At 60.7% G+C, this 22,793-nt stretch carries 21 protein-coding genes; 12 read left to right on the plus strand and 9 right to left on the minus strand.

Features of this window, described 5'->3' with window-relative positions:
• Positions 1–230 precede the first annotated feature (230 nt).
• Together QA643_RS11395 and rpoH are read right to left on the minus strand one after the other, a co-directional pair.
• Positions 231–1,349, minus strand: coding sequence for a glycosyltransferase family 4 protein (locus QA643_RS11395; RefSeq protein WP_283033256.1), 1,119 nt, complete (start codon positions 1,347–1,349; stop codon positions 231–233).
• Positions 1,346–2,293, minus strand: coding sequence for an RNA polymerase sigma factor RpoH (rpoH, locus tag QA643_RS11400; RefSeq protein WP_283033257.1), 948 nt, complete (start codon positions 2,291–2,293; stop codon positions 1,346–1,348). The genes QA643_RS11395 and rpoH overlap by 4 nt, the downstream gene beginning before the upstream one ends.
• Before the next feature lie 641 nt (positions 2,294–2,934).
• On the opposite strand from rpoH, the gene QA643_RS11405 reads away from it, so the two are divergent.
• From QA643_RS11405 to QA643_RS11415, 3 genes are all read left to right on the plus strand, one after another.
• Positions 2,935–3,387: an Hsp20 family protein gene (locus QA643_RS11405; protein WP_283033258.1), complete on the plus strand. Its 453-nt coding sequence runs from the start codon at positions 2,935–2,937 to the stop codon at positions 3,385–3,387.
• 99 nt (positions 3,388–3,486) lie between these two features.
• Entirely contained in the window at positions 3,487–3,972 is a 486-nt protein-coding gene (locus QA643_RS11410) for an Hsp20/alpha crystallin family protein (RefSeq protein WP_283033259.1), read from the plus strand.
• Between the two features lie 116 nt (positions 3,973–4,088).
• Positions 4,089–4,451: an SPW repeat protein gene (locus QA643_RS11415; protein ID WP_283033260.1), complete on the plus strand. Its 363-nt coding sequence runs from the start codon at positions 4,089–4,091 to the stop codon at positions 4,449–4,451.
• A gap of 836 nt (positions 4,452–5,287) precedes the next feature.
• On the opposite strand, the gene QA643_RS11420 is transcribed toward QA643_RS11415, so the two are convergent.
• Complete coding sequence (locus tag QA643_RS11420; RefSeq protein ID WP_283033261.1) at positions 5,288–6,598, minus strand: type II toxin-antitoxin system HipA family toxin; 1,311 nt, start codon at positions 6,596–6,598, stop codon at positions 5,288–5,290.
• The gene (locus QA643_RS11425; RefSeq protein WP_283033262.1) at positions 6,598–6,849 is read right to left on the minus strand and encodes a helix-turn-helix domain-containing protein; all 252 of its coding nucleotides are present in this window, start codon (positions 6,847–6,849) and stop codon (positions 6,598–6,600) included. The genes QA643_RS11420 and QA643_RS11425 overlap by 1 nt, the downstream gene beginning before the upstream one ends.
• An 854-nt stretch (positions 6,850–7,703) precedes the next feature.
• Between QA643_RS11425 and QA643_RS11430 the strand changes: the two genes are divergently transcribed.
• The 9 genes from QA643_RS11430 to QA643_RS11470 all read left to right on the plus strand — a co-directional run bounded on the left by QA643_RS11430 (position 7,704) and on the right by QA643_RS11470 (position 18,275).
• Positions 7,704–8,711: an ABC transporter substrate-binding protein gene (locus QA643_RS11430; RefSeq protein ID WP_283033263.1), complete on the plus strand. Its 1,008-nt coding sequence runs from the start codon at positions 7,704–7,706 to the stop codon at positions 8,709–8,711.
• Positions 8,712–8,750: 39 nt separating this feature from the next.
• Positions 8,751–9,566 carry an ABC transporter permease gene (locus QA643_RS11435; RefSeq protein WP_283034773.1) on the plus strand — a complete coding sequence of 272 codons (816 nt, stop codon included), beginning with the start codon at positions 8,751–8,753 and terminating at the stop codon, positions 9,564–9,566.
• A gap of 4 nt (positions 9,567–9,570) precedes the next feature.
• Positions 9,571–10,356 carry an ABC transporter permease subunit gene (locus QA643_RS11440; RefSeq protein WP_283033264.1) on the plus strand — a complete coding sequence of 262 codons (786 nt, stop codon included), beginning with the start codon at positions 9,571–9,573 and terminating at the stop codon, positions 10,354–10,356.
• The gene (locus QA643_RS11445; RefSeq protein WP_283033265.1) at positions 10,353–11,414 is read left to right on the plus strand and encodes an ABC transporter ATP-binding protein; all 1,062 of its coding nucleotides are present in this window, start codon (positions 10,353–10,355) and stop codon (positions 11,412–11,414) included. The genes QA643_RS11440 and QA643_RS11445 overlap by 4 nt, the downstream gene beginning before the upstream one ends.
• An 8-nt stretch (positions 11,415–11,422) precedes the next feature.
• Positions 11,423–12,262 carry a phosphodiesterase gene (locus QA643_RS11450; protein WP_283033266.1) on the plus strand — a complete coding sequence of 280 codons (840 nt, stop codon included), beginning with the start codon at positions 11,423–11,425 and terminating at the stop codon, positions 12,260–12,262.
• A gap of 152 nt (positions 12,263–12,414) precedes the next feature.
• Positions 12,415–13,383, plus strand: coding sequence for a tripartite tricarboxylate transporter substrate-binding protein (locus tag QA643_RS11455; protein ID WP_283033267.1), 969 nt, complete (start codon positions 12,415–12,417; stop codon positions 13,381–13,383).
• Between the two features lie 403 nt (positions 13,384–13,786).
• Positions 13,787–16,732: an AAA family ATPase gene (locus QA643_RS11460; protein WP_283034774.1), complete on the plus strand. Its 2,946-nt coding sequence runs from the start codon at positions 13,787–13,789 to the stop codon at positions 16,730–16,732.
• A gap of 108 nt (positions 16,733–16,840) precedes the next feature.
• The gene (locus QA643_RS11465) at positions 16,841–17,308 is read left to right on the plus strand and encodes a hypothetical protein (protein WP_283033268.1); all 468 of its coding nucleotides are present in this window, start codon (positions 16,841–16,843) and stop codon (positions 17,306–17,308) included.
• A gap of 232 nt (positions 17,309–17,540) precedes the next feature.
• Positions 17,541–18,275 carry a Crp/Fnr family transcriptional regulator gene (locus tag QA643_RS11470; RefSeq protein ID WP_283033269.1) on the plus strand — a complete coding sequence of 245 codons (735 nt, stop codon included), beginning with the start codon at positions 17,541–17,543 and terminating at the stop codon, positions 18,273–18,275.
• Between the two features lie 39 nt (positions 18,276–18,314).
• On the opposite strand, the gene QA643_RS11475 is transcribed toward QA643_RS11470, so the two are convergent.
• From QA643_RS11475 to QA643_RS11495, 5 genes are all read right to left on the minus strand, one after another.
• Entirely contained in the window at positions 18,315–19,001 is a 687-nt protein-coding gene (locus QA643_RS11475) for a cyclase family protein (protein ID WP_283033270.1), read from the minus strand.
• A gap of 37 nt (positions 19,002–19,038) precedes the next feature.
• On the minus strand, positions 19,039–20,328 hold the full coding sequence (locus QA643_RS11480; RefSeq protein ID WP_283033271.1) for a TRAP transporter large permease: 1,290 nt from the start codon (positions 20,326–20,328) through the stop codon (positions 19,039–19,041).
• A gap of 6 nt (positions 20,329–20,334) precedes the next feature.
• Positions 20,335–20,856: a TRAP transporter small permease gene (locus QA643_RS11485; RefSeq protein ID WP_283033272.1), complete on the minus strand. Its 522-nt coding sequence runs from the start codon at positions 20,854–20,856 to the stop codon at positions 20,335–20,337.
• A gap of 94 nt (positions 20,857–20,950) precedes the next feature.
• Positions 20,951–21,952: a TRAP transporter substrate-binding protein gene (locus tag QA643_RS11490; RefSeq protein WP_283033273.1), complete on the minus strand. Its 1,002-nt coding sequence runs from the start codon at positions 21,950–21,952 to the stop codon at positions 20,951–20,953.
• 46 nt (positions 21,953–21,998) lie between these two features.
• The gene (locus tag QA643_RS11495; protein WP_283033274.1) at positions 21,999–22,742 is read right to left on the minus strand and encodes a GntR family transcriptional regulator; all 744 of its coding nucleotides are present in this window, start codon (positions 22,740–22,742) and stop codon (positions 21,999–22,001) included.
• Between the last annotated feature and the right edge of the window lie 51 nt (positions 22,743–22,793).

Genomic DNA, 22,793 nt, shown 5'->3' on the forward strand with positions numbered 1-22,793 from the left:
CAGCGATGTCATCAGAACCGGGGCCGCAACCGGCCCTCCGGCAAAATCGACCTAGGCGCGGCAAAGCTGAGGTCAAGAGGAGTTACGTAAATTTTTTCGACACCGCCGGCAGAAGTTTCCGCGACGACGTTGCCGCGACACCGCGGAGCCGTCACCCTGGGTGATCTCAGGCGGGACGGCGCGGCTCTCCTAGCCGATTTTCCGCAGTGCCGCAGGTCGGTCCGTCCAATTTACGCGGCCGTGGGCGGCGCTTCCGGGGCCGTGTCCGTGGAGGGCGGCCGAACACGCAGCGAGTGCCGATCGCCGGAACTGGGCATCGGAAGCCTGCGAAGCATCCTGTGGTAGATTCGGCCGTAGTCCGCCGCCATGCGGGCGGAGGAGAAACGCTCCTCGAACCGGGCGCGGACGGCCTTGCGGTCGAGCTGCAGCAGTCCGGGAACGGCCCGCACCGCCTCGTCGACGTCGGACACGATACGGCCGGTCAGTCCGTCCTCGACGATCTCCGGGACCGCCCCGCAGCGGAAAGCGAGCACCGGCGTGCCGCAGGCCATGGCTTCGATCATGACCAGGCCGAAAGGCTCCGGCCAGTCGATTGGGAAAAGCAGCGCTGCCGCTTCGCCGAGAAATTCGCTTTTGGCGTTCTCATTGATCTCGCCGATGAACTCAATTCCCGGCTCGTTCAGCATCGGCGCGATGACACCGCGGAAATAGGCGTCGTCCGCCTTGTCGACCTTCGCCGCTATCTTGAGCGGGAGGCCGGCTGCCCGCGCAATCGCGATCGCGCGGTCGGGACGTTTCTCCGGTGAGATCCGGCCGAGAAACGCCAGATAGTCGCCTTTCGGATTGTAGCTCGGAATGTGCAGATCGAGCGGAAGGCCATGATAGACCGTCGCCACGAAGTTCGCGCGTGGAAGCGGCGACCGTTGCGCGTTCGAAATCGAAACCAGCGGCATGTCCGCAAACCGGCGGTAGAACGGCATATGATCCGGAAGATCCTGCCTGCCGTGCAGCGTGGTCAGCGTCCGGCCGCGTTCAGATCGGAACAGCGGAAAATGCAGATAGTCGGTGTGGAAGTGGAGAATGTCGAACTCGTCGGCGCGCTCGCGCACCTTGTCGAGCATGATCATCTGGTGGGGAAGAGCGTCACGGACGTCGGGGTCGAGGCGCAGCGCGCGAGACGTGCAGGGGACGAGCTCGGCGGAGGTGATGGAATCCTCGCTCGCAAACAGCGTCACCTGGTGGCCTTGTCGGACCAGCTCCTCGGTCAGCCAGGAAACGACCCGCTCCGTTCCCCCATACAGCCGGGGCGGGACGCTCTCGAATAGCGGGGCTATCTGTGCAATCCTCATTTCTGTCGCTCCGCAATAGCCGCTGCGCCAGAGGGGGGCCTCCTTCCGCCGGGAAAGCCAGGAGGCAATCCATCCAAGTGAGCCTCGAGCGCGCCCCTGATCTTTTGTACTGCGCGAACCTCGATCTGGCGGATGCGCTCGCGTGACACGCCGAAAGTGGCGGCGAGCTCCTCCAGGGTCTTCGGCTGTTCGGCCAGAAATCGCGCGCCGACGATATGGCGCTCGCGGGGGTTAAGGAGCGCGAGCGCGTCGTCCAGTGCGCTCCATATCCGGTTGCGATCCTCCGTTTCCGATAGCAGCGTTTCCGGGTCCGGGGCCGGATCAATCAGCCAGTCCTGGATTTCCTCGGACCCGTCCTCCCGAGCCATGGGCAGGTTGAGCGAAGTATCACCCCGGATCCTCCCGTTCATCTCGACGACCTCGCGGGGAGCCACCTGCAGCTGGGCGGCAATATATTCGGTTTGCTCTGGCGACAAGTCGACTTCCTCGCCTGCAGAAATCCGGTTCTTCAGCCTTCGCAGGTTAAAGAACAGCTTCTTCTGGGCGGCGGTCGTGCCCATTTTTACCAGCGACCAGGACCTGAGAATGTATTCGTGGACCGTCGCCTTGATCCACCACATCGCATACGTCGCGAGCCGAACGCCTTTTTCAGGTTGGAACCGTTTCACCGCCTGCATCAGGCCTACATTGGCCTCCGAGATCAGGTCGGCGACGGGAAGGCCATAGCCGCGATACCGCAGGGCCAGCTTGGCGGCCAACCGGAGGTGACTTGTGACGAGGCGATAGGCCGCATCGCGATCGCCGTGTTCGTGCCAGCGGCGAGCGTACATGGCCTCGTCCGCCGCGCTCAGCAGCGGAAATTTGCGAATGGTGGCGAGGTAACGGGAGAGCCCGCCGTCCGAATGGATCGCGGGCAGATTCGATAGAACCGACAGGGTGCTCATTTCCAATTCCTCCTCGGAGCGAAGTGGGTTTGAGCTACCGAGCATGGCTTGGGCCCGGAAACGGCGCCCAAGCGCGTCATGCCGGCGGCGTCCACAGAATGTCGAAGCTGGCGGTTTGTTCCTTCGAGATTTGAAAGCCGACGAACCAGATAGCCGGGAGCACGGGCCCTGCCGACAGGGGCATGGACGAAGCAACTGGGCCCGCCCGGTAATCGTGCGATGTCCGGCTTATTGGCTATTGGGCCGGGCGTCAGATGGCATCGCGGCACGACGCCCGAAGTTCTCACGCCGTGACGGATAAGCTTGTTGGCTTAGTCGTGTAGCTGTCCGCCGTAGGCAAGCCCCGGGGCGGCGTCAAGAGGTGAGAGTTCGGACATGGCGCCTCGGGCGGGTTGGTTGCGCAGCGCCAAACGTGACCACCCGCAGCCGGCGTTGATGCGGTCCGCGCGGTCTCTCGAGCTCGGGCCAGGACGGTGGAAAAAAATGCAATTTGTGCGCGGGTGTCGCTCTTGAAGTCACCCCAGACCCTTCTAGTTCTCGTGGTGCCACATGCGTGGCGCCGGATGCCGTCAGGGTCCGGCCGAGACCGCCGGAAATCACGGCGTTGCCTCTATCCATGTTGCTCAAGGGAGGATGTGGTTATGAGAACCTACGAAATGTCCCCGTTGTGGCGTTCGAGCGTCGGATTCGACCGCCTGTTCGACCTCGTCAACAACGCGACGAACGACAGCGACGATTATCCGCTGTACGACATCGCGCGCACCGGCGAGAACCAGTACCAGATCACGCTGGCGCTGGCGGGCTTCAGCCCGGAGGAGATCACCATCACCACCGAGCAATCGACGCTGACCGTCGAGGGCCGCGAGCCCAACAAGGGTAATCGCGACTATCTGTACCAAGGAGTCACCCTGCGGCCATTCAGGCGCGTTTTCAACCTGGCGGACTATGTCCAGGTCAGGGATGCGACTTTCGAAAACGGCATGCTGACGATCACTCTGGTTCGGGAACTGCCGGCGGCGATGAAACCGCGTCGCATCGCGATCGAAACCGCCGGCAACGACAATCTGCAAATCGAGCAGAAGCAGACCGCCTGACGAAGTTCCGTTCGAGGCTGTCGAACCGCCTGTGCGCGGCTTGGCCGCGGGCGGCGGAGCTCTGTCCAGTGAACATGAAGAACAGAAAGGAGGACAACTATGGCACTACGCGATCTCATTCCGTGGAACGACGGCTCTCGTGATCTGAGCTTGCACCGCAACGAGCCCAATCCGTTCCTCGCGCTTCACCGCGAGATGAACCGGCTGTTCGACGATGCGTTCCGCTCGTTCGACATCGCTCCGTTCAGCTCCCAGGCGATGGGCTGGCCGAAGCTCGAGGTCAACGAGACCGAAAAGGAAGTCAAGGTTATTGCTGAACTTCCCGGTCTCGAAGAGAAGGACGTCAACGTCGAACTGAGGAACGGCATGTTGACGATCAGCGGTGAGAAGAAGAGCGAGACCGAAGATAAGGAGCGCCGCTTCAGCGAGCGCTACTACGGGCGCTTCGAGCGTTCCGTTCCGGTCGACGATGTCGATCAGGATAAGGTCGGAGCGTCGTTCAAGAATGGCGTTCTCAGCGTGACGCTGCCGAAGCTACCTACCGCGCAGCAGAACGTGAAACGGATCGCCATCAACGGCAAGTAACCGCGGGGCGGGCGGGAGTCTTTTGCTCTCGCCCGCGTTGAGGGCATTGCCAATCAACAATGAAAGGTCAAGCGAACTCGAATGAATGAGAGGAGCCAATGTAAGGAGTTGCAACCATGAACACCGTCTGGAAAAAAGACATGATCGCTGATGTGGCCAACCTTGTAATCGGCCTGGGCTTGTTCGTGTCGCCATGGGCCTTCGGGTTCGCCGCTGAAAGTCCCACAAACTGGAATGCCTGGCTGAGCGGCATCCTGATCGCTGCCTTGGCCGTAGCAGCGCTGGCGATCTTCGCCGAATGGCAGGAGTGGATGGCACTTGCCGCCGGCGTTTGGGTCGCCGTGTCGCCCTGGGTGCTGCTCTTCTCGGCCAAGGCAACGGTGACACCGCTCCACGTCATCGCCGGAATCCTGGTGGCGGCTGTTGCGGCTCTGCGCCTCTGGCAACTGCACCAGAGCCATCCCCGTGTGACGGCCTGATGCTCGGCGAGGGGAGATTGCTGCCAGCCTCCCTTCGCATTTTATCTGCGCGACTGCGCCATTTTGCTGGCCCGCGAGTCAACGATGATGGGTGCTGCAGTGAAAGGGAATACGCCAATAGCTTCTCAGTTGGCCGTTGTGCCAAGCAGAGAAGCCGTGCTGCTGACTTCGTGCATGTACACGCTTGATAAGAAGCGTCGCCGAGTCCTTGCGGGCCTTACCCCCGAGGAGACGACCGAATTCGAACTATTGGATGCTCAGCTTCCACTCGATGGCAAGCCGGCTTGGCGACCTTCCGATCTACCGCTCTCTCCAAAAGAGCAGCGGTGGCTGGAGCTATTCCGAAGAATGGAGGCCGCGCGGAAGCAGACCGCTGCCTGAAATCGATTGAGCGTGGTGAGTATGGAGGATTGGCCGATACGCGCGTCCTTCGCAAGAATGGGATCTTGGGCACGGAGCCTGTTCGCCGGCATGCGCGAGAAATGCCGCTCACCCAGCACAGTGAACGACGGTGTGCATCGGCAACCAGGTCCGCAGATCCTCGCGCGAAATCTGATGCAACAATAAGATTGGTCGAGAGGAGGAGGGCGTTCCATCGACGGCGCGCCATGATAAACCGAAACCAATGAAGTTCGGACCGCATCGCGGTCATCACATACAATGGACCTGAGCGCATGGACAGGATTTCAGGTCAACTGGCTGACGTGGCTCATAGGTGACAATAGGACCCTTCGAATAAACGAATGAGCGATCGCCAGCGCCTACCCTTTTGAGACCTGACATCCATAATGGATAGGGAGCGCACACGATTTGCAGCAACATTTCGAGTTAGTAACTCACGGCGGCTTGAGGGAGCGCAAGCGCTCAATAACGGCATTCTTTACTGACGTGTGAATGTGCTCCGGGAAGTTGTTGGGCAACTGGCTCTCTGTCGTATTCAAGGCAGCAGTCGCCTGATCGGCTACCGATGCAATTGCGTTCTCGACGAGGCGTTTAGGAACGCCCGCGGCTTCTGCCGTCTGGACGAAATGCCGGCCCTGCACGTCCGCGATTCGATAGTGGTTCTTTGAGCCAACTGACATTGCCAATTTCATTTGCTTGCGCTGTATCTGGCCACTATCAAGACTGGGTTGGGCCGTGAGTACGTCATATAGCGGCGTCAGGTGAAAGCGGCCGCCTTGCGAGAGGAAGATGCTGAAGTTCTTTGCGTGGCCATCCGTAGCACCGATCAGCCAGAAAATTATCTGCGCCTTCAGCAACATCGCTTGATCCTCTGCGGGCGTGTCACTGCCTTTGACAAGGTTCAGAAGGTGCGTAAGGCCAGGGCCGCCGTCACTCTGGTATTTGCGGCTTGGGGGGAATGACAGTGCTTGGCAACAGTCCTCCTGCGGCAGACGCAACAGACGTCCATCTTTCGTCCATCTGCGATCAAAGCGCTCGATTACAAGCGCGGTCGTTTTGCCGAATTTTGCGATCTCCGCGTTGTTGACGGGTAGACCAAAGGCGGCAACGAGCCTGAGGCAGTAGTACTCATTTTCGACACTATTAGTGAGGTCAAGGCCATTCGGCAGCTCGCCAATCTGCGTCTTGAGAATGTGGGTGGTCGGCGTAGTGCCGCGGGGCTTTAGCCATTTTCCATTCTGCCGCAGCAGCGCCGTTTTTTCTTGCGCACCCGCAATGGAAATCCGAAAGTCATCTTCGCGTGTCAGTCCGAGTGGGGCCTGTGCGAGGCCCTTGAGCATTTTTTCGATGGCGACGTCGTCAATGGCATCGCCAGAAAGCGAACGACCATCGTCGCCGTACTCGTCGGCCTCACGGACGAACTGTAACGCGCCAACACAATCGCGGCCGATGGCTGCCAGCAGACTGTAGGCGTCGGTACCGACAGCACCGACCCTTTCTGCCACTCTGCGGCGTAATGCATCTGAGTCGGGCAGCAGGTTATCAAAGACCGCGGTCACGTTATCCCCGCGGAAGGCGTCTTCGCGTAGGGGGAGGGAGAGCGAGACCGGCAACGTATGGTCCCACTCCAGCCAGGTTTGGTCGTAGCGAAATTCGATGGCCCCCGTAGCGGACTTGGTGAGGCGGCCGACAAGGCGGTTGTTGAGTAGAACGCGCAGAGGCGTATGACGCGGGCGTCTTGCCATCAGAAGATTTGCTCAATATCGGCAGCGGTTGTCTTGCCGCGGGGCGAGACCCTGAATTCAAGGTTGAGAGCTGCCAGGACATCCAAGATGGTCTGCAACTTTGCAGCAGGATTGCCCGTTTCGATGAGCGAGATCGTCTCCTGGCGCACGCCCGCGCGGCTCGCCAGCTCAGTCTGGCTCAGATCATTCCGTTTTCGAGCGCGGCGGATCAAATTGCCTATTTGTTGCGGGGTGCGGGCCAAATCGCTCATGAATTACCTCCCCAGCGATTATGCGCTAAATACGATAGTGCAACAATATCGGATTTAACGCATAAAAATGAATTATGCGTTACTTTGCATAAACGGGCTTATGGGCGAGCCGAATGTGCTGTTGAATCACCGCAGGCGCCATAACAAAGCGGCGCCGCGCCGCCCGGGGCGAGAATGCTGAGACCTTTCTCGCGTTTAGCGGGCTCGAACCGCTAAACTCAGGTTACCCGCGTTCATGTCTCAGGCTGACCGCCTGTCTTCCTCGCGGATGGCTTCGGCTTCATTAAGGCGATCTGCGATTTCAGGCGACGGCGGACTCTCCGCATCTGCGATGGAGGTGCCGTCCTGCTTCTTTATCTTCTGCCCTTCGGGCCTCCACCGGCCCGCGTTGTGGTTGGCACTGCCACCGTGACCAGACGAAAGCACAGAGAGCGCCGTCCCGTTAGGAACGCAAGTGAGGGAAGTGGGGTGACCCCGAGTCGCATCGTAGCCCGCTGCGGCGCCGCCGCTAGCGACCTCCATCTTATAGGGCTGAGGTCTGCGCTACATCGCGCGAAGGATACAGATCGCCCGCCTTACTCTGTCTGGTTGCGACCAGCGTCGCTAAAGGTTGCGCAGCTTTCTGCATCTTGTGCAGGTCCTCCGGTTTGAGATTGGGATAGCGTCGCAACATTCGCCAATCTTTACGCCCCGTCGCCATAGCAACCTGTTGTATTGAACGACCGAACAGGCGGGCTTATGGCTTTGCTGCACAGCAGCATGCTTTGTCGCAAAACCTTCATGCGTGACCTATACTTGCACGCCGGCTGATGCTGAAATCCCTTGAGACTGCGACGTTTGATCCGGAGTGACCCATGAAGACCGTCCGCTTTGTTCTTGCCCTGCTGGCGCTATCCTTGATCGCGCCCTGGCAATCTGCCAAGGCGGCTGATGTCATCTGCTACAATTGCCCGCCGGAGTGGGCAGATTGGGCCTCCATGCTCAAGGCCATCAAGGCCGATCTGAATTACGATATCCCGCACGACAACAAGAATTCCGGCCAGGCGCTGGCGCAGATCCTTGCCGAGAAGAATAATCCGGTCGGCGATATCGGCTATTTCGGTGTCACCTTTGGCATGAAGGCCAAGGCGCAGGATGTGCTGGACGCCTACAAGCCCGTAAACTCCGATCAGGTGCCCGCCGGCCTGAAGGATGCCGACGGCTACTGGACCACCATTCATTCGGGCACGCTGGGCCTGTTCGTGAACAAGGACGCGCTCGGCGGCAAGCCGGTGCCGGCCTGCTGGAAGGATCTCCTAAAGCCAGACTATAAGGGAATGGTCGGCTATCTCGATCCGTCCTCGGCCGCAGTCGGCTATGTCGGCGCGGTCGCCATCAATCTCGCGCTCGGCGGCTCCGAATCGAACTTTGATCCCGCGATCAACTTCTTCAAGGACTTAAGGAAGAACGATCCGATCGTCCCCAAGCAGACATCCTATGCCCGCGTCGTCTCCGGCGAGATGCCGATCCTGCTCGATTATGATTTCAACGCGTACCGCGCGAAATACTCGGAAAAAGGCAATTTTGAATTCGTGATCCCCTGTGAGGGATCGGTGGTATTTCCCTATGTCGTCGGTCTCGTGAAGAATGCGCCCCACAAGGACAAGGCCAAGAAGGTGCTGGATTATCTCTTGTCCGACAAGGGCCAGGCGATCTGGACCAACGCCTACCTTCGCCCAGCGCGGCCGATCGATCTCCCTGAGGCGGTCAAGAAGAAGTTCTTGCCTGACAGCGAGTATGCGCGCGCGAAAAATGTCGACTGGGGCCAGATGGAAAACGTGCAAAAAGGTTTTGTCGACCGCTATCTCGCCGAGGTCCGCTGAGGCAATATGGCGCCTTCGCCCCGCGGCACCCATTTTCTGATGTCGCATAGATCCTTTGTCTGGTTGTGCCTGCTGCCGCTTGCGGTGGTGACGGCGGCGTTTTTCCTGTTGCCGATGGCACGGCTGGTTGTAACCGGAGCAGAGGGACCACAGGGGATCGCGGCTTATCTCGCGATCCTGACCGAGCCGCGCTACCGGGCAACGCTTTTCAATACCGTCCTGCTCGCCGCCGCGACTACCGTTGTGACGCTGATCGTGGCAACGATTGCCGGGATGTTCCTGCAGCGGCATCATTTCCCCGGCCGCGCCGTTCTGGTTGCGATGCTGACCTTTCCGCTGGCATTTCCCGGTGTCGTGGTCGGTTTCATGATCATTCTGCTCGCCGGGCGGCAGGGCCTGATCGGCGATTTCTCCAATCGCCTGTTCGGCGAGAAGCTGGTCTTCGCTTATTCGATCTATGGGTTGTTTCTCGGATATCTCTATTTTTCGATTCCGCGCGTCATCCTCACGATCATGGCGGCGGTGCAGAAGCTCGACACCGGCCTCGAAGAAGCCGCGCGTTCGCTTGGCGCGAGCCCGTGGGCGGTGCAACGCGACGTCGTTCTGCCGGCGCTGGCGCCGGCCTTTGTTGCCTCCGGCGCCATTGCTTTTGCAACGGCGATGGGAGCGTTCGGGACGGCGTTTACGCTGGCGACGAACATCGATGTGTTGCCGATGCTGATCTATACCGAGTTCACGCTGGCCGCGAATTTGTCGATCGCCGCCGCATTGTCGGTCGGGCTTGGTATCATCACCTGGTTCATTCTTGCGCTTGCCCGTTCCTTCAGCGGAAGCGCGGTTGCGGCCGCTGGATGACACAATGCGCGATCGCCTGATCTTCACCGGCCAGCTTGTCTTTACCCTTCTGGTCGCCTCCTTTCTGGTGGTCCCCGCGATCCTGTCGATTTCCGCCGGTATAACCGTGAATTATTTCCGCGGCATTCAGTCCGGTGTGACGATGCAATGGGTCGCGCAGGTGTGGGAGCTCTATGCGGGCACTATTCTGCTCTCCTTCGTGGTCGCCTTCGCGACCCTTGCATTGACGCTAGTCGTGGGCGTCCCCGCCGCTTATGCGCTGCACATCCGGGGAGGGCGCATGTCGCGTATCATTGAGGAGATTATCACCTTGCCGCTGGCAATCCCTGGCCTGGCCATCGCGCTGGCGCTGCTCTTGACCTATGGCGGCTTCGGTGATTTCCGCCGTTCGTGGCTGTTCATTCTCGTCGGCCATGTCATCTTCACCATGCCATTCATGGTGCGGTCGGTAATGGCCGTGTTCGCGACCATCGACATCAAGACGCTGGACGAGGGCGCGGCTTCGCTTGGTGCTTCGCCGTGGCAGCGCTTCCGTGACGTGATCGTGCCCAATGCGCTGCCCGGCATATTAGCTGGCAGCCTGATGGTGGTGACGCTGTCGCTCGGCGAGTTCAACCTGACCTGGATGCTGCATACGCCGTTAACCAAGACGCTGCCCATCGGCCTTGCCGACAGCTACGCCTCGATGCGGCTGGAGGTAGCTTCTGCCTATACCCTGATCTTCTTCGTGATGATCATTCCGCTATTGATCGCCATGCAATTGTTCGCCGAGAAGGACCGAAAGAGATGAGTGCGCAGGCCGGACACGGCGCCGCCGTGCGTATCGAAGCCTGCGGCAAGACATTTGCCGACGGGACCCGCGCCCTGGAAGCGGCGACGCTCGACATCGCGCGCGGCGAAACGCTGGTGCTGCTTGGTCCCTCCGGCTGCGGCAAGACCACCATGCTGCGCATCATCGCCGGCTTGGAGCAGCCCGATGCCGGCGGCCAAGTGCTGTTCGACGGCAAGGACATGACGGCGGTGCCGATCGAGCGGCGTAATGTCGGCATGGTGTTCCAGTCCTATGCACTCTTCCCCAACATGACGGTGTCGGAAAATATCGGCTATGGTCTGAAGATCCGCGGAGTCCCTGCCAAGGAGCGCGCCGAGCGCGTCGCCGAACTGGTGGCACTGACCAATATCTCGGGCCTCGAGAACCGCCGCATTGACCAGCTTTCCGGCGGCCAGCGTCAGCGGGTGGCGCTGGCGCGCGCGGTTGCGATCCGGCCGGGCATCTTGTTGCTCGATGAACCCTTGACGGCGCTCGATGCCGCGTTGCGCGACCGGCTGCGTGGTGAATTGAATCGCCTGCTGCGCGCGTTGGGCATCACCACGATTTACGTGACGCACGATCAATCCGAGGCGATGGAGCTCGGCGATCGTATCGTCGTCATGCAGAAAGGGGCAATTGTGCAGATCGGCTCACCGCGGGAGATCTACTTCACGCCGCAAAGCCGCTTCGTCGCCGAATTCATCGGCGCTGCCAATATCGTCGAAGCCGCTATCGAGAAAGGGCATCTCGTGCTTCCGGGAGGACGGCTGCCGGTCCCGTGCGACGCCGATGTGCCCGCGGCGATAGCGATGATCCGCCCCGAGACCATCCGCGTGACCTCATTGGGCAGTGCGCCGTTGTCGGGCACCATTGATAGCGTCAGCTTCATCGGCGACAGACAACGGCTCGTCATCAGCGGGGCGTCCAACCGGTTGCTTACCGTCGACGCGCCGAATACGGTTCAGGCAAGGTCCGGTGAAAGCATTGGACTATCGATTTCGCCGGATGCGATTCGCTTGCTGCCGCACGAGAGCTGAGAAGTCCGATGTCGCCAAAACCGGTTCATATTGCCCAGATATCCGATCTGCATATCAAGCCGCCGGGGTCACTTGCCTACGGCAAGGTCGACACTGCAAAAGCGCTCGAGCGTTGCGTTGTTGCGCTGAACGAATTCGATCCGGCGCCAGACTTTGTGGTGATATCGGGCGACCTGGCGGATACGCCGACGGCCGAGGAGTATCAATATCTCAAGCGGCTGCTGGCGCCGCTCAAGCTTCCATTTGCCGGCATTCCCGGTAATCACGACTCGCGGGAATTGATGCGCGCGGCGTTTCCTTCCGCTTCATACGCCTTTGTGTCCGGGCCGCTCAACCAGAAGATCGAGGTCGCCGGGCTTGATCTCCTGCTGCTGGACTCGAGCGTGCACCGGAAGCCGCATGGCGAGCTCGATGAACCGACATTGCAATGGCTTGATGCGAGCCTTGCTTCCTCGCCCGCGCGGCCGGCGCTGCTGTTCCTGCACCATCCGCCGTTCAAGTCCGGCATTTGGCACATGGACCGGCAAAACCTCCTCAACGCAAGCCAGCTTGCGTCTATCGTGCGGCGTCATCCGCGTGTGCAATTGATCGCAACCGGGCACGTCCATCGGGCTGCGCTGACCATGTTTGCGGGCGTGCCCACCACGATCTGCCCGGCGCCCAATCACGCGGTCGATCTCGATCTGGCCGAACTGCGCGAACCTTCCTTCAAGGTCGAGCCGCCAGCTTTCTACCTCCATAGCTGGTTTCCGGGCGACGGGTTCGGTACCGTCGTGACCCACCAGGTCCCGATCGGCAGCTTCGACGGCCCACATCCGTTCTTCGGGCCGGACGGCAAGCTGCTGTGATCGCCGCCGCGCCTGCTACCGGGCGGCAAGGCGATTCGCCTGCAGGGCCATCCCACATTGTGGGATCGTTGCAAAGTGGGCAGTTCAAGGGCAAGCTTTTCCCATAAGTGGCGGCGCCGGTCATGAAAACGTGCCGCCAATTGGGGGAATAAATGCGCCTGATCCGATTGTTGATCCCTGCGTTCCTGGTGTTCTCGACCCAACACGCGATCGCGCAGGCGAACTATCCGGACCGGCCTATCAAGATGATCGTGCCGCTGGCCGCGGCAAGCGCGGTCGATGTCGCCGCGCGCATCGTTACCCAGAAGATGGCCGACAATATGGGCCAGCAGATCGTGATCCTGAACCAGCCGGGGGCGTCAGGCCTGATTGGAGCGGAGGCGGTCGCTCGCGCCGAGCCGGATGGCTACACGATTGGCGGATTCAACGACAGCATCATGACGATGGTGCCTAACCTGCAGACCAAGATGCGCTGGGACATCCTGAAGGACTTTGAGCCCGTGTCGTTGGTCGCAACGGTGGAGTGGGGACTGGTTGCCAGCAATCAGGCGAGCTTCAAGAGTGCCGCCGATCTCATCGCGGCTGCGAAAGCGGCGCCCGGCAAGATCGACTACGGCTCGGGCGGACCGGGCAGCCCGCAGCATCTGGCGATGGCGATGTTTGCGTCCGCGGCCGGCATATCGTTGACGCACGTGCCCTACAAGGGCGCCACCCAGGCCGCGACCGATATTGCAGCCGGTCAGATTCCCGTCGGTTTCCAAGGGCTGGGCACGGTTGCAACGCTCGTCCGGGGCGGTCAGCTCAAGCTGATCGGAGTGACCACGGAGAAGAAATTGTCGCAGTTTCCCGATGTGCCGACCGTCTCTGAATCCGGTCTGCCCGGCTTCTTCTTCAACTCGTGGTTCGCGATCCTTGCTCCGGCGGGCACCCCAAAGGGTATTCTCGCGCGCCTGAACGCCGAGGTATTGAAGGCGGTCGGCGACCCCGACGTTCGCCGCAAGCTTGAAGAGCTGGGTTTTGCAGTACGCGGCAGTTCGGCGGAGGAGCTGCGCGCGATGACGCGCGATCAACTCGCCAAGTATGAGCGTGTGATCAGGGAAACGGGAATCGCCAAGGAATAGCCGTATCGAACGGCGCCGCCGGCCGGTGCTGCGTCCGGCATAGCTCCGCTACCGGGCATCCCCTAGTTGCATGCCAGGTTATCTGCTACGGAAGTCCCGTTGTGGTTGAATCAACCTCCCTTCCAGTCCTTCGGTTCGAGATCCAGCGCATCATGGCTTATACCCGTCAGAACCTTCATCGATCTCGATCGACAACGTAAGTACTTGTTCGATCTGGATCTTTCGCTAGTCTGAACAAGGTGGATGGAGGAAGCTGAGGGTGTCCTGCCAGGTCTGTTTGTCGACGCTGAGAGCTGGCGACCTGTTTTGCTCGGCATGCGGCGCGGTTGTACCCAACCAGCCCGCGAGCCCGCCCGCATCCGAAGCCCGTGGCCGCATCGCCGGCGAGCGTAAATTCCTCACCGTGCTCTGCTCGGACCTGCAGCGTTCGACCGATCTGATCTCGGAGCTCGATCCGGAAGAGGCGATTTCCAGGCTCGAGCCGGCCCTGATCGCGATGCGCACGGCAGTTCGCCGCAACCGCGGGATCGTCAGCAAGGAAGGCGGGGACGGGCTGATTGCGCTGTTCGGTGCTCCGCGCGCCGACGACAATCATGCGGTGATGGCCTGCCACGCCGGCATCGAGCTCGTTCGCCGTATCAAGCTGCTGGAAGATCCCAAGCTCAACGTTCGGGTCGGCATTCACTCAGGTTACGTCGTCACCCATGTCATCGAAGCAGACTTCTCTTCGATCTATGAAGCGGGCGGGCCTGCGGTCCATCTGGTGAAGCGGTTTGAAAGCGCAGCGAACGCCGGACAAGTTCTCGCATCGGAATCCTGCCACGGTCTGGCGAACGGCATCGTGACCTTCAACGCCTTGCCGCCGAAGCGGATGGAAGGATTTGCCGCCCCGGTGCCCTGCTACGAAGTCGTCGAAATCAGCGGCTTGAGCCGCTGGCGGGCTCGCTCGGCCAGTGTCCTTTCATCCTTCGTCGGCCGGAATGAACAGATTTCGCAGCTCGAGCGCGCGGCGCAAGCGGTCGGTGCTTCCGGGAAGATCGCGGCGGTGGTGGGAACGGCGGGAATAGGCAAGTCCCGCATGGTCCATGAATTCGTGACGACCTTGCGGCAACGGGATTGGCAGGTCATCGAAGCCGAATGCAATCCGCTGGAGCAAGCGGCGCCCTATGCATTGCTGAAGAGGTTAGTTCAAGGCGCGCTGCAGGCGGAGGGGACGACCCTTGCGAATTATTTCGGCACCAGCGAGGAACCGGCGCCATCTCACGCCGAGCTTTGGCCAGCGGCGCTCAATTCGGTTCTCGACGAGCCCGTCGGAGACCCGCGCTGGCGAAATCTTGAACCCTTGCTGCGGCGGCGCGTGATCATCGATGCCGTCCGCAGCATGCTTGATCAAATGGTCTCGTCGCGGCCCACGGTTTTATTGCTGGAAGATCTGCATTGGATCGACAGCCAGAGCGAGACGGTGATTGAAGCGCTGATGTCGCTTGCAGCAAGCCGGCCGCTGCTGGTGCTGTTGACCTGGCGGACGGAGTATACGCCAGCCTGGCTCGAAGGCCTGGACGTAGTGCGTATATGGCTTCGGTCGCTCGATGCTGCCTCGGCCAATGTGCTGCTCGACAATTTGCTCGGCACGGCTGCCGAACTCGATACGCTCAAGGCCCGTATCCTCCGTCACACCGGACAGATCCCGCTCTTCATCGAGGAGGTTGCCCGGCAGCTCATCAATCGCCGTGCCGCGGGCGAGGAGAGGGTATCCTGGGACACGCTCGAAATCCCTCCCACTGTACAAGGGGTGATCGCGTCGCGGATCGATCGTCTGCCGAAAGAAGAAAAGGCGATGCTGCAGTTGGCTTCGGTTCTCGGGCCGCGCGTATCGCCTCATCTGCTTGCTACCATGACCGAGCTCCCGCTCGCGCAATTGCAAAGCCGGCTCTGGTCGCTGGAGATCCTGGACTTTCTGGAGGAGGCACGGTCGAGCCCAGCGATCGAGTACGTGTTTGCCCACGATCTCATTCGCGAGGTCGCCTACGAGTCGATTCTTCGCTCGCAACGGGAAGTGCTGCATCGGCGGACCTTGACCGCGCTCGAGGCAACCTCCGCCGGCAGGGAGGAGGATGTTGCGGAAGCTCTCTGCCATCATGCCGTCAAGGCGCAGGATTGGACCAGGGCCGATCGATATGGCCATTTGGCCGCCAGGAAGGCGTTCGCCAAGTCCGCGTTTCGGGATGCTACGGAATATTTTAAGATCGCCATGGACGCGGTGGACAAGCAGCCTGAATCGATGGCGCGCGAGCAACGGGCGATTGACCTTCGGATCGAGGCGCGGCTCTCGTTCGTGTCGCTTGGAAGTATCGAGGAGTGGTTCGGTCTTGGCCACGATGGGGAAGCTCGGTCCAGGAAGATTGGCGATGAAGGGCGGCGGCTTGCTTCCATCGCGATCAGGGCTGCGGCGCTGAACTTCTACGGAACGCCGTATGAAGCGATCGCAGTAGCGGAAGAAGCTGTCGCTCTGGCCAACCAGATGAACAGCGCCCGCTGGCTTGCTTTTGTCGAATACGGCCTTGGTCAATCCTATTTTCTAGCCGGGCGATATCGGGATGCGGAGCGGCATATCGCGAAGGCCACCGCAATGCTTACGAAGGCGCCGGAAAACGTTCCTCCAGGAACGACGGGCTCGAGCCTGCTTGTGCTTTGCTACATGATGAACGCCGTCATTCATGCATGGCTGGGTGAATTTGATGAGGCCGAACAGTGCTCCGAAAAATCGGCCGTTCTGGCAGAGACGAGCGGCCGCCCTTACGACATGATCGCAGCGGATTACGGGCGCGGCATCGTGCTGTTGATGCGCGGCGATCTCGAAGACGCAGAAAGCGCTCTCGATCAGGCGTTACGCTGCTCGCGTGAAAGCGAGGCGCGCTTGTTCGGGCCCCTCATCATGACCGCGCTCGGAAATATCTACGCGCAGCAAGGCCATCCCAAGCGTGCAACGGAGATATTGCTGCAGGCCAAGCATGAAGCCGACAGTCTCGGCCATGAAACCAGCAAGGTCGCCGTGCCGGCATATCTTGGGGCGGCTTATGCCCAACTCGGCGACGTCCAGCATGGGCTGGCCCTCCTGCGTGCTTGCCAAGCCAGCGCGCGACAGAAGGGATATGCGGGAATCGAGGCGCTGGCGACCAGCGCCGAGGCCAATATTCTCGCCTCGCAAGGCGGGCATATGCGCGAGGAGGCCATGGCCTGCCTGGAGCGCACCATCGCATTCACCGCCAATCTCGAAGCACTGCCCTTGCTGGGAGCGGCCAAGGAGACGCTCGCCCGGCTTTTGGCGGCTTCTAGCCCGGACAGATGAGGCGAAGGGGCTCGTCCGACCTTCAGCTCCTCCGGCCTGTCAAAAATGACTGTGCATCTACAGGGTGCCGGGGCCGAACGCTCCAATTTCTCCGACATTTGACATAATATGGCCGCGTTATGGCTGCGGCGGTCAGCCGCTTTTAAGAAGCAAGAAATGGGCGGGTTAGTCTACAGCGGAAAATTTGAAGAACACATCAACGAATTGTACAGTCCGGAGAATATCAGCAAAACCGCGAAGAAATTCAAAGAATACGAAAAGAAGAACGGCCCCTACGCATTCGGGAAATTCACAAAATTTCTGGTGCCGAAGAAGGAAAACTGGGCCGACGAATCAGGGTCGACGGCCGGGCACGACAGGTGGGAAAAGCACTCCGGTGCCATTCCCAAGGCAATCCGCGACAAAATTACCGAAGTCATTGCGACCAATCTGCGGTCCCCAAACCCGATGCCGCTGGTGCTGAAAGTGGGCGAAAACGTCGACGGGACGCATGACCTGAAAGTTAGGATCTTTGCCCATAATGGCCACATGCATATTGGACTTCACATGCTTTGTCCGAATTCTTCGCTGAAATAGCCTCATCGCGTAAAATTAGAGCGGCCAGCAAGACCCTCCGGTTTTGCTGGCTTTTTGCTGCAAATATCCCGCCTGCCGGGATGAAAGGGCGGTCCAGCCATTGTTCTGCCGTTAAGGCATGGGCTGTTTGAGGCCGCCAAATCGCCGCGACGGGGGCGCTTTCCGGTTGAAAAGCCGGCCTGCCTTGATTACGGAAGGGCTGCAATCCCGTGTTCCCTGGAGTTTGACTGTCGTGCCTCAACAAAGGACGGGTGAAGCTCACGGATTCTCGAACGGCAAACTGTCGGTGCTGCGCAAGCACCCGTTCTTTGCCGATCTCGAGCCCGAGGCGTTTGACCAGCTCTGCCGCTACGCCAAGCATACCACGTTGAAGCGCGGCGCCACGCTGTTCGCCAAGGGAGATCCGGGCAACAGCCTGTATGCGGTTATTTCGGGCACGGTGAAGATGAGCATTTCTTCGCCGGATGGCCGCAACGCGATCCTCAATATCATCGAGCCCGGAGAAATCTTCGGCGAGATCGCGCTGCTCGATGGCGGAGCCCGCTCGGCCGATGCCATCGCAAACTCCAATTGCGAGCTGTTCGTCATCGACAGGCGCGAATTCATCCCCTTCGTGAAGGAGCAGCCGGCGCTGGCGATGAAGTTCATCGAGTTGCTATGCGAGCGGCTGCGGTGGACCAGCGATCAGGTCGAGCAGATCATCCTGCAGAATCTGCCCGGGCGGCTCGCCAGTGCGCTGCTTCGGTTGTCCGAGAAACACAAGCCGGCCCAGCCGGGCCGGACCATCGCGATCACCCAGCAGGAGATCAGCGAGATGGTTGGCATGACCCGGGAGAGCATCAACAAGCAGCTGCGCGCCTGGGCGACCCGCGATTGGGTGCGTCTCGAGCATGGCGCCATCGTCGTGTTGAATGCCGAGGCGCTTCGGGATCTCGCCGACGCGGGGTCCGGCAGCGAGGGCGAGTAGGCCTGTTAGTTCCTTGCACGCGGGCCGGCGGGCCTGCCTTCACATATCGAACACCGCCACCGCGCGGATCGGCGAGGCGGTCCCGCCACGCCACTTCATCGGCAGGCCGATGAAGGTGAACCGGCCATGCCCCAGCAGCGCTTCGAGATTGCACAGGCTCTCGATATGGGTGATGTCGAGGTCGAGACAGGCTTTGTGGACGAGGGCATTCACCTTGCCTTCGGGTCCGGGCCGCATCGAATCGATCCCGAAATGCACCACACCTTGCTGCGCGAGCCATTCGGTGGCGGCGACGTTCACGCCGGAATTGTCGGTCGAATATTCCTTTCCGGGGAAGGTCCGCTCGTGATGGCCGGTGCAGAGCAGGACGGTGCCGCCCCTCGGCACCGCTACGCCGGCCTTCGTCACCACCGCTTCGAGATCGGCAGGCGTGATCTCGGCGCGCGGCGCAATGTGGCGCAGGTCGATGCAGATGCCCGGCACGATGCATTTTTCCAGCGGGTACTGGTCGATGGATATGCCGCTTTTGCCGAAATGCCGGGGCGCGTCGATGTGGGTGCCGGCATGGTCCACCATGGAGATAAACATCGAGGCCAGCCCGTGCACATTGCCGGACTCAGCGAAGGATTCCTCGTGAGTCTTCCAAACGCCGTGAATGACCGGCGGATGGCCGGGATAGCTCGGGGTGCGATGATATAGCTCCCGGCTGAGATCGACGATCTTCACGCGGCATCTCCCCCGCTGTGCACTTGCGGTGCCCGAACTAGAACCCGAACATCCTTGGCAGCGCGAGCGACAGCCAGGGCACGTAGGTTACGATCATCAGCACTGTAAACATCACGTAGTAGAACGGCCAGATGCCGCGCATTACCTCGTCGACCGAAACCTTGCCGATGGCACATCCGACGAACAGCGTCGTTCCGACCGGTGGCGTCAACAGGCCGATGCCGAGGTTGAGCAGCATGACGATGCCGAAATGCACGGGGTCGATGCCGAAGTTCTTCACCACCGGCAGCAGGATCGGGGTGCAGATCAGCAGCAGGGGCGCGAGGTCGAGCGCCGTTCCGAGGATCAGCAGCATGATGTTGAGCCACATCAGTAGCACGTATTTGTTGCTCGATATGGCGACGAAGAACTCGGTCATCTTCGCCGGCATCTGCATCAGGGCGGCGACGTAGCCGAAGCACGATGCGGTTGCCACCAGCGTCAGGACCATCGCTACAGTCTGCAGCGTCTTGTAGACCAATAGCGGCAGCTCGGACCATTTGTAGTCGCGGTAGATGAACATGGTGACGAAGAACGCCCAGACGCAGGCGACCGCGCCGGCCTCGATCGGCGTGAAGACGCCGGTGAGAATGCCGCCGAGAACGATGACCAGCGTCACGATCCCCCATATGGCGTCGCCCAGCATCTTGACCGCCTGCCGGATCGGAACGGGTTCGCCCTTGGGGTGCTTGTCGCGATAGGCATAGAACAGGCAGAGCACCATCAGCGAGAAGCCGAGCAGCAGGCCGGGGAGCACGCCGGCCAGGAACAGGCTGGTGATCGACACCACGCCGCCGGTCGCCAGCGAATAGATCACCGAGTTATGGCTTGGCGGGACGATGATCGCCTGCAGCGAGGCGCTGATGGTTACGTTGGTGGCGAACACCCGCGGATAGCCCTTGGCGGCCATCTGCGGGATCATCACCGAGCCGATCGCGGAGGTATCGGCGACCGACGATCCGGAGATGCCGCTCATGATCGTGGTCGCCAGAATATTGACCTGCGAGAGGCCGCCCCGGATGCGCGTGAACCCGACAAGGACCGCCGCGAAGTCGACCAGCCGTTTGGCCATGCCGCCTTCGGCCATGATGGCGCCCGCCAGCACGAAGAAGGGGATGGTCAGCATCGAGACCTTGCCGACGCCGCTGGCAAATTGCTGCATGACCGCGCCGACCGGCAAGTCGATCCAGAGCGCGCCGACGAGCGAGGACAATGCCAGCGCATAGGCGATCGGCATACCGATCGCGAAGAACAGACACATGCTGAGAAGCAGAACCGCAATATCCATGGCAGTTTACTCGACCGGTACGTGAGCGTCAGCGCCGTCGCGCGGCGGCGGGCCAATGGTCAGGCGTTCGATGACGAACAGAAGCATCATGGCGCCGCTGACCACGATCGGCAGATAGGTGATGCCGACCGAAAGCCACGGAAACTCGTCCACCGAATTGTCCCAGGTGGTCTGGACCAGCCGCAGTCCCCAGATCACCATGAAGATGGCAATCACGCCCATCAGTATTTCGCTGAGGAACAGCGACGCGCGGCGCAGCAGCGGCGGCAGCAGGTCGGTACCGACCGTCATGTTCATGTGGATGCGCTGGCGGTAGCAGTTGGCCGAGCCGATGAAGGTGATGCCGACGGTGAGCAGCACCGCCATCGGCTCGGGCCATGACGAGGCGCTGTTGAGAATGTATCGCGTGTAGACGGCCCATGGGATCACCGCCGAGACCAGCACGAGCGCGACACACCCGATCACGGCGCCGGTCCAATAAACCGTATCGTTCACACGCCGGAAGATTCCGGCCGCAGAGTTAGACATCTTGACCTCGGAAATAGCGGGCGTACTTGATCCCGCGAGCGATAAGGGGCGCGACCGGCTGAACAAAACCGGTCACGCCCAGTCGTGCGCGATCCTACTGGACCGCTTCGATACGCTTGACCATCGCGGCATACTTCGCGCCGTATTTGTCCCAAACCGGCTTGACGGCTTCCTGGAACGGCTTCTTGTCGATGTCGGTGATGATCTCGGTGCCGGCAGCCTTCATCTTTTCGATGGCGGCGTTTTCCGCTTCATACCAGAGCGTGCGCTGCTCTTGCTGGGCTTCCCTTGAAAGCTTCTTGATCAGCGCCTGATCTTCCGGCGACAGCTTTTGCCAGGAGATTCGCGAGAACACCAAAAGCTCTGGAATGATCAGGTGCTCGGTCATCGTAAAATACTTGGCCACCTGATAATGGTTCTGCGCCATGAACGATGGCGGATTGTTCTCGGCGCCATCGACCACGCCGGTCTGCATCGAGCTGAAAACCTGATCGAAGCCGAGCGCGACGCCGTTGCCGCCCAGCGCATTCATGGTGTCGACGAACAGCGGGTTGCCCATCATGCGGACCTTGAGCCCCTTGAGGTCGGCGATCGTCTTGACCGGCCGCTTGTTGTTGTAGACGTTGCGCGAGCCGGCGTTCATCCAGCACAGCGCAATCAGGCCGGTCTTTTCGTTGGCGGAAATCTTGGCCAGCAATTCGTCGCCGATCTCGCCGTCGATCACCTTCTCCATGTGCTTGGAGTTGCGGAAGACGAACGGCATGTTGAAGACATTGACGTCGTCGACGACAGGACCGACGGCGCCCACCGAAATGCGGGCGATCTGCAGCGCGCCAAGCTGCGCCTGCTCGATCATTTCCTTCTCGCCGCCGAGCTGCATCGAGGGGAACATCTGGATCGTCAGCCGGCCGTTGGTGGCGGCCTCCAGCTTCTTGCCCATCCGGACGACGGCTTCGACCGTTGGATAGCCGAGCGGATGTACGTCGGATGCTTTCAGCACCATTTTGGTCTGCGCGAAGGCGGGCGATAGCGACGTCGTGGTCGCCAGGGTCGCTCCGAGCCCTGCGCTCAATTTGATGAAGTCGCGGCGTTTCATGTGTTCCTCCTCTTTGTTTGTTTATCGGTTGTGGACTTTCCAGACTCTACGGTTGCTCGTCGAAGTACTCCGGATTGATGTGTTGAGTAGCCGAGATGTTCTCGATAAGACTTTCGAGGTGGATTTCCATCGCCCGCCTTGCGCGCTCGGCGTCATGCGCCTCGATCGCCGTGAGGACGGCCTCGTGCTCGACGATCACCTTCGCGATCCGCCCGCGCTGGGGCAGGGTGAGCCGCCGATAGCGATCGACGTGAACCTTCACCTGCTGGATATATTTCCAGATGCCAGGATAACCGGCGACATCGGCGACTGCAGCATGAAACATTTCGTCGGCCTGGTGGAACGTGTCGCTGTCTCCAGCGGCGCTCGCCTCGCGCTGGCGTTCCAGGATCGACTGCAGCGCCAGTATCTGGCTCGGTGTCGCGCGTTCCGCAGCAAGCCGCGCGGTGGTCTCCTCCAGCGCCTTGCGGATGATGATCGCTTCCGGCAGCGCCGCGATGGGAATGCGCGAGACGAAGATGCCGGATTGCGGAAAGATCTCCAGCAGGCCTTCATCCGATAGCTTGAGAATGGCCTCGCGGACCGGGGTACGGCTCACGCCGTAGGACAGCGCGATCTGTGCTTCGGAGATGGCTTCGCCAGGGCGTCGCTGCAGCGATAGCAGTTCGGCCCGAAGCTCGGAATAAATTCTGGACGCCGCCGTCGCCGCGCGCGGTCTGCCGCTGCGGCGGGTGCCGGTGGCAATTCGCCGAGCCGTTGGGGCCGTCTTTTTCGATGCGCGGGCAGGCATGGCTGTTTCCTCAATTAATATATTAGTATATGAATTGACTTTGACAACCAA

Source organism: Bradyrhizobium sp. CB3481 (genome assembly GCF_029714305.1).
In the GTDB taxonomy this organism is placed as follows: domain Bacteria; phylum Pseudomonadota; class Alphaproteobacteria; order Rhizobiales; family Xanthobacteraceae; genus Bradyrhizobium.

What these genes read in the sequence shown, in the direction of transcription:
- QA643_RS11435 (WP_283034773.1), top strand. Translation starts at nt 8,751, where the DNA reads ATGTCGCATAGATCCTTTGTCTGGTTGTGCCTGCTGCCGCTTGCGGTG.
- QA643_RS11410 (WP_283033259.1), top strand. Translation starts at nt 3,487, where the DNA reads ATGGCACTACGCGATCTCATTCCGTGGAACGACGGCTCTCGTGATCTG.
- QA643_RS11490 (WP_283033273.1), bottom strand. Translation starts at nt 21,952, where the DNA reads ATGAAACGCCGCGACTTCATCAAATTGAGCGCAGGGCTCGGAGCGACC.
- QA643_RS11430 (WP_283033263.1), top strand. Translation starts at nt 7,704, where the DNA reads ATGAAGACCGTCCGCTTTGTTCTTGCCCTGCTGGCGCTATCCTTGATC.
- QA643_RS11450 (WP_283033266.1), top strand. Translation starts at nt 11,423, where the DNA reads ATGTCGCCAAAACCGGTTCATATTGCCCAGATATCCGATCTGCATATC.
- QA643_RS11495 (WP_283033274.1), bottom strand. Translation starts at nt 22,742, where the DNA reads ATGCCTGCCCGCGCATCGAAAAAGACGGCCCCAACGGCTCGGCGAATT.
- QA643_RS11440 (WP_283033264.1), top strand. Translation starts at nt 9,571, where the DNA reads ATGCGCGATCGCCTGATCTTCACCGGCCAGCTTGTCTTTACCCTTCTG.
- QA643_RS11420 (WP_283033261.1), bottom strand. Translation starts at nt 6,598, where the DNA reads ATGGCAAGACGCCCGCGTCATACGCCTCTGCGCGTTCTACTCAACAAC.
- QA643_RS11395 (WP_283033256.1), bottom strand. Translation starts at nt 1,349, where the DNA reads ATGAGGATTGCACAGATAGCCCCGCTATTCGAGAGCGTCCCGCCCCGG.
- QA643_RS11425 (WP_283033262.1), bottom strand. Translation starts at nt 6,849, where the DNA reads ATGAGCGATTTGGCCCGCACCCCGCAACAAATAGGCAATTTGATCCGC.
- QA643_RS11485 (WP_283033272.1), bottom strand. Translation starts at nt 20,856, where the DNA reads ATGTCTAACTCTGCGGCCGGAATCTTCCGGCGTGTGAACGATACGGTT.
- QA643_RS11445 (WP_283033265.1), top strand. Translation starts at nt 10,353, where the DNA reads ATGAGTGCGCAGGCCGGACACGGCGCCGCCGTGCGTATCGAAGCCTGC.
- rpoH (WP_283033257.1), bottom strand. Translation starts at nt 2,293, where the DNA reads ATGAGCACCCTGTCGGTTCTATCGAATCTGCCCGCGATCCATTCGGAC.
- QA643_RS11405 (WP_283033258.1), top strand. Translation starts at nt 2,935, where the DNA reads ATGAGAACCTACGAAATGTCCCCGTTGTGGCGTTCGAGCGTCGGATTC.
- QA643_RS11455 (WP_283033267.1), top strand. Translation starts at nt 12,415, where the DNA reads ATGCGCCTGATCCGATTGTTGATCCCTGCGTTCCTGGTGTTCTCGACC.
- QA643_RS11465 (WP_283033268.1), top strand. Translation starts at nt 16,841, where the DNA reads ATGGCCGCGTTATGGCTGCGGCGGTCAGCCGCTTTTAAGAAGCAAGAA.
- QA643_RS11415 (WP_283033260.1), top strand. Translation starts at nt 4,089, where the DNA reads ATGAACACCGTCTGGAAAAAAGACATGATCGCTGATGTGGCCAACCTT.
- QA643_RS11480 (WP_283033271.1), bottom strand. Translation starts at nt 20,328, where the DNA reads ATGGATATTGCGGTTCTGCTTCTCAGCATGTGTCTGTTCTTCGCGATC.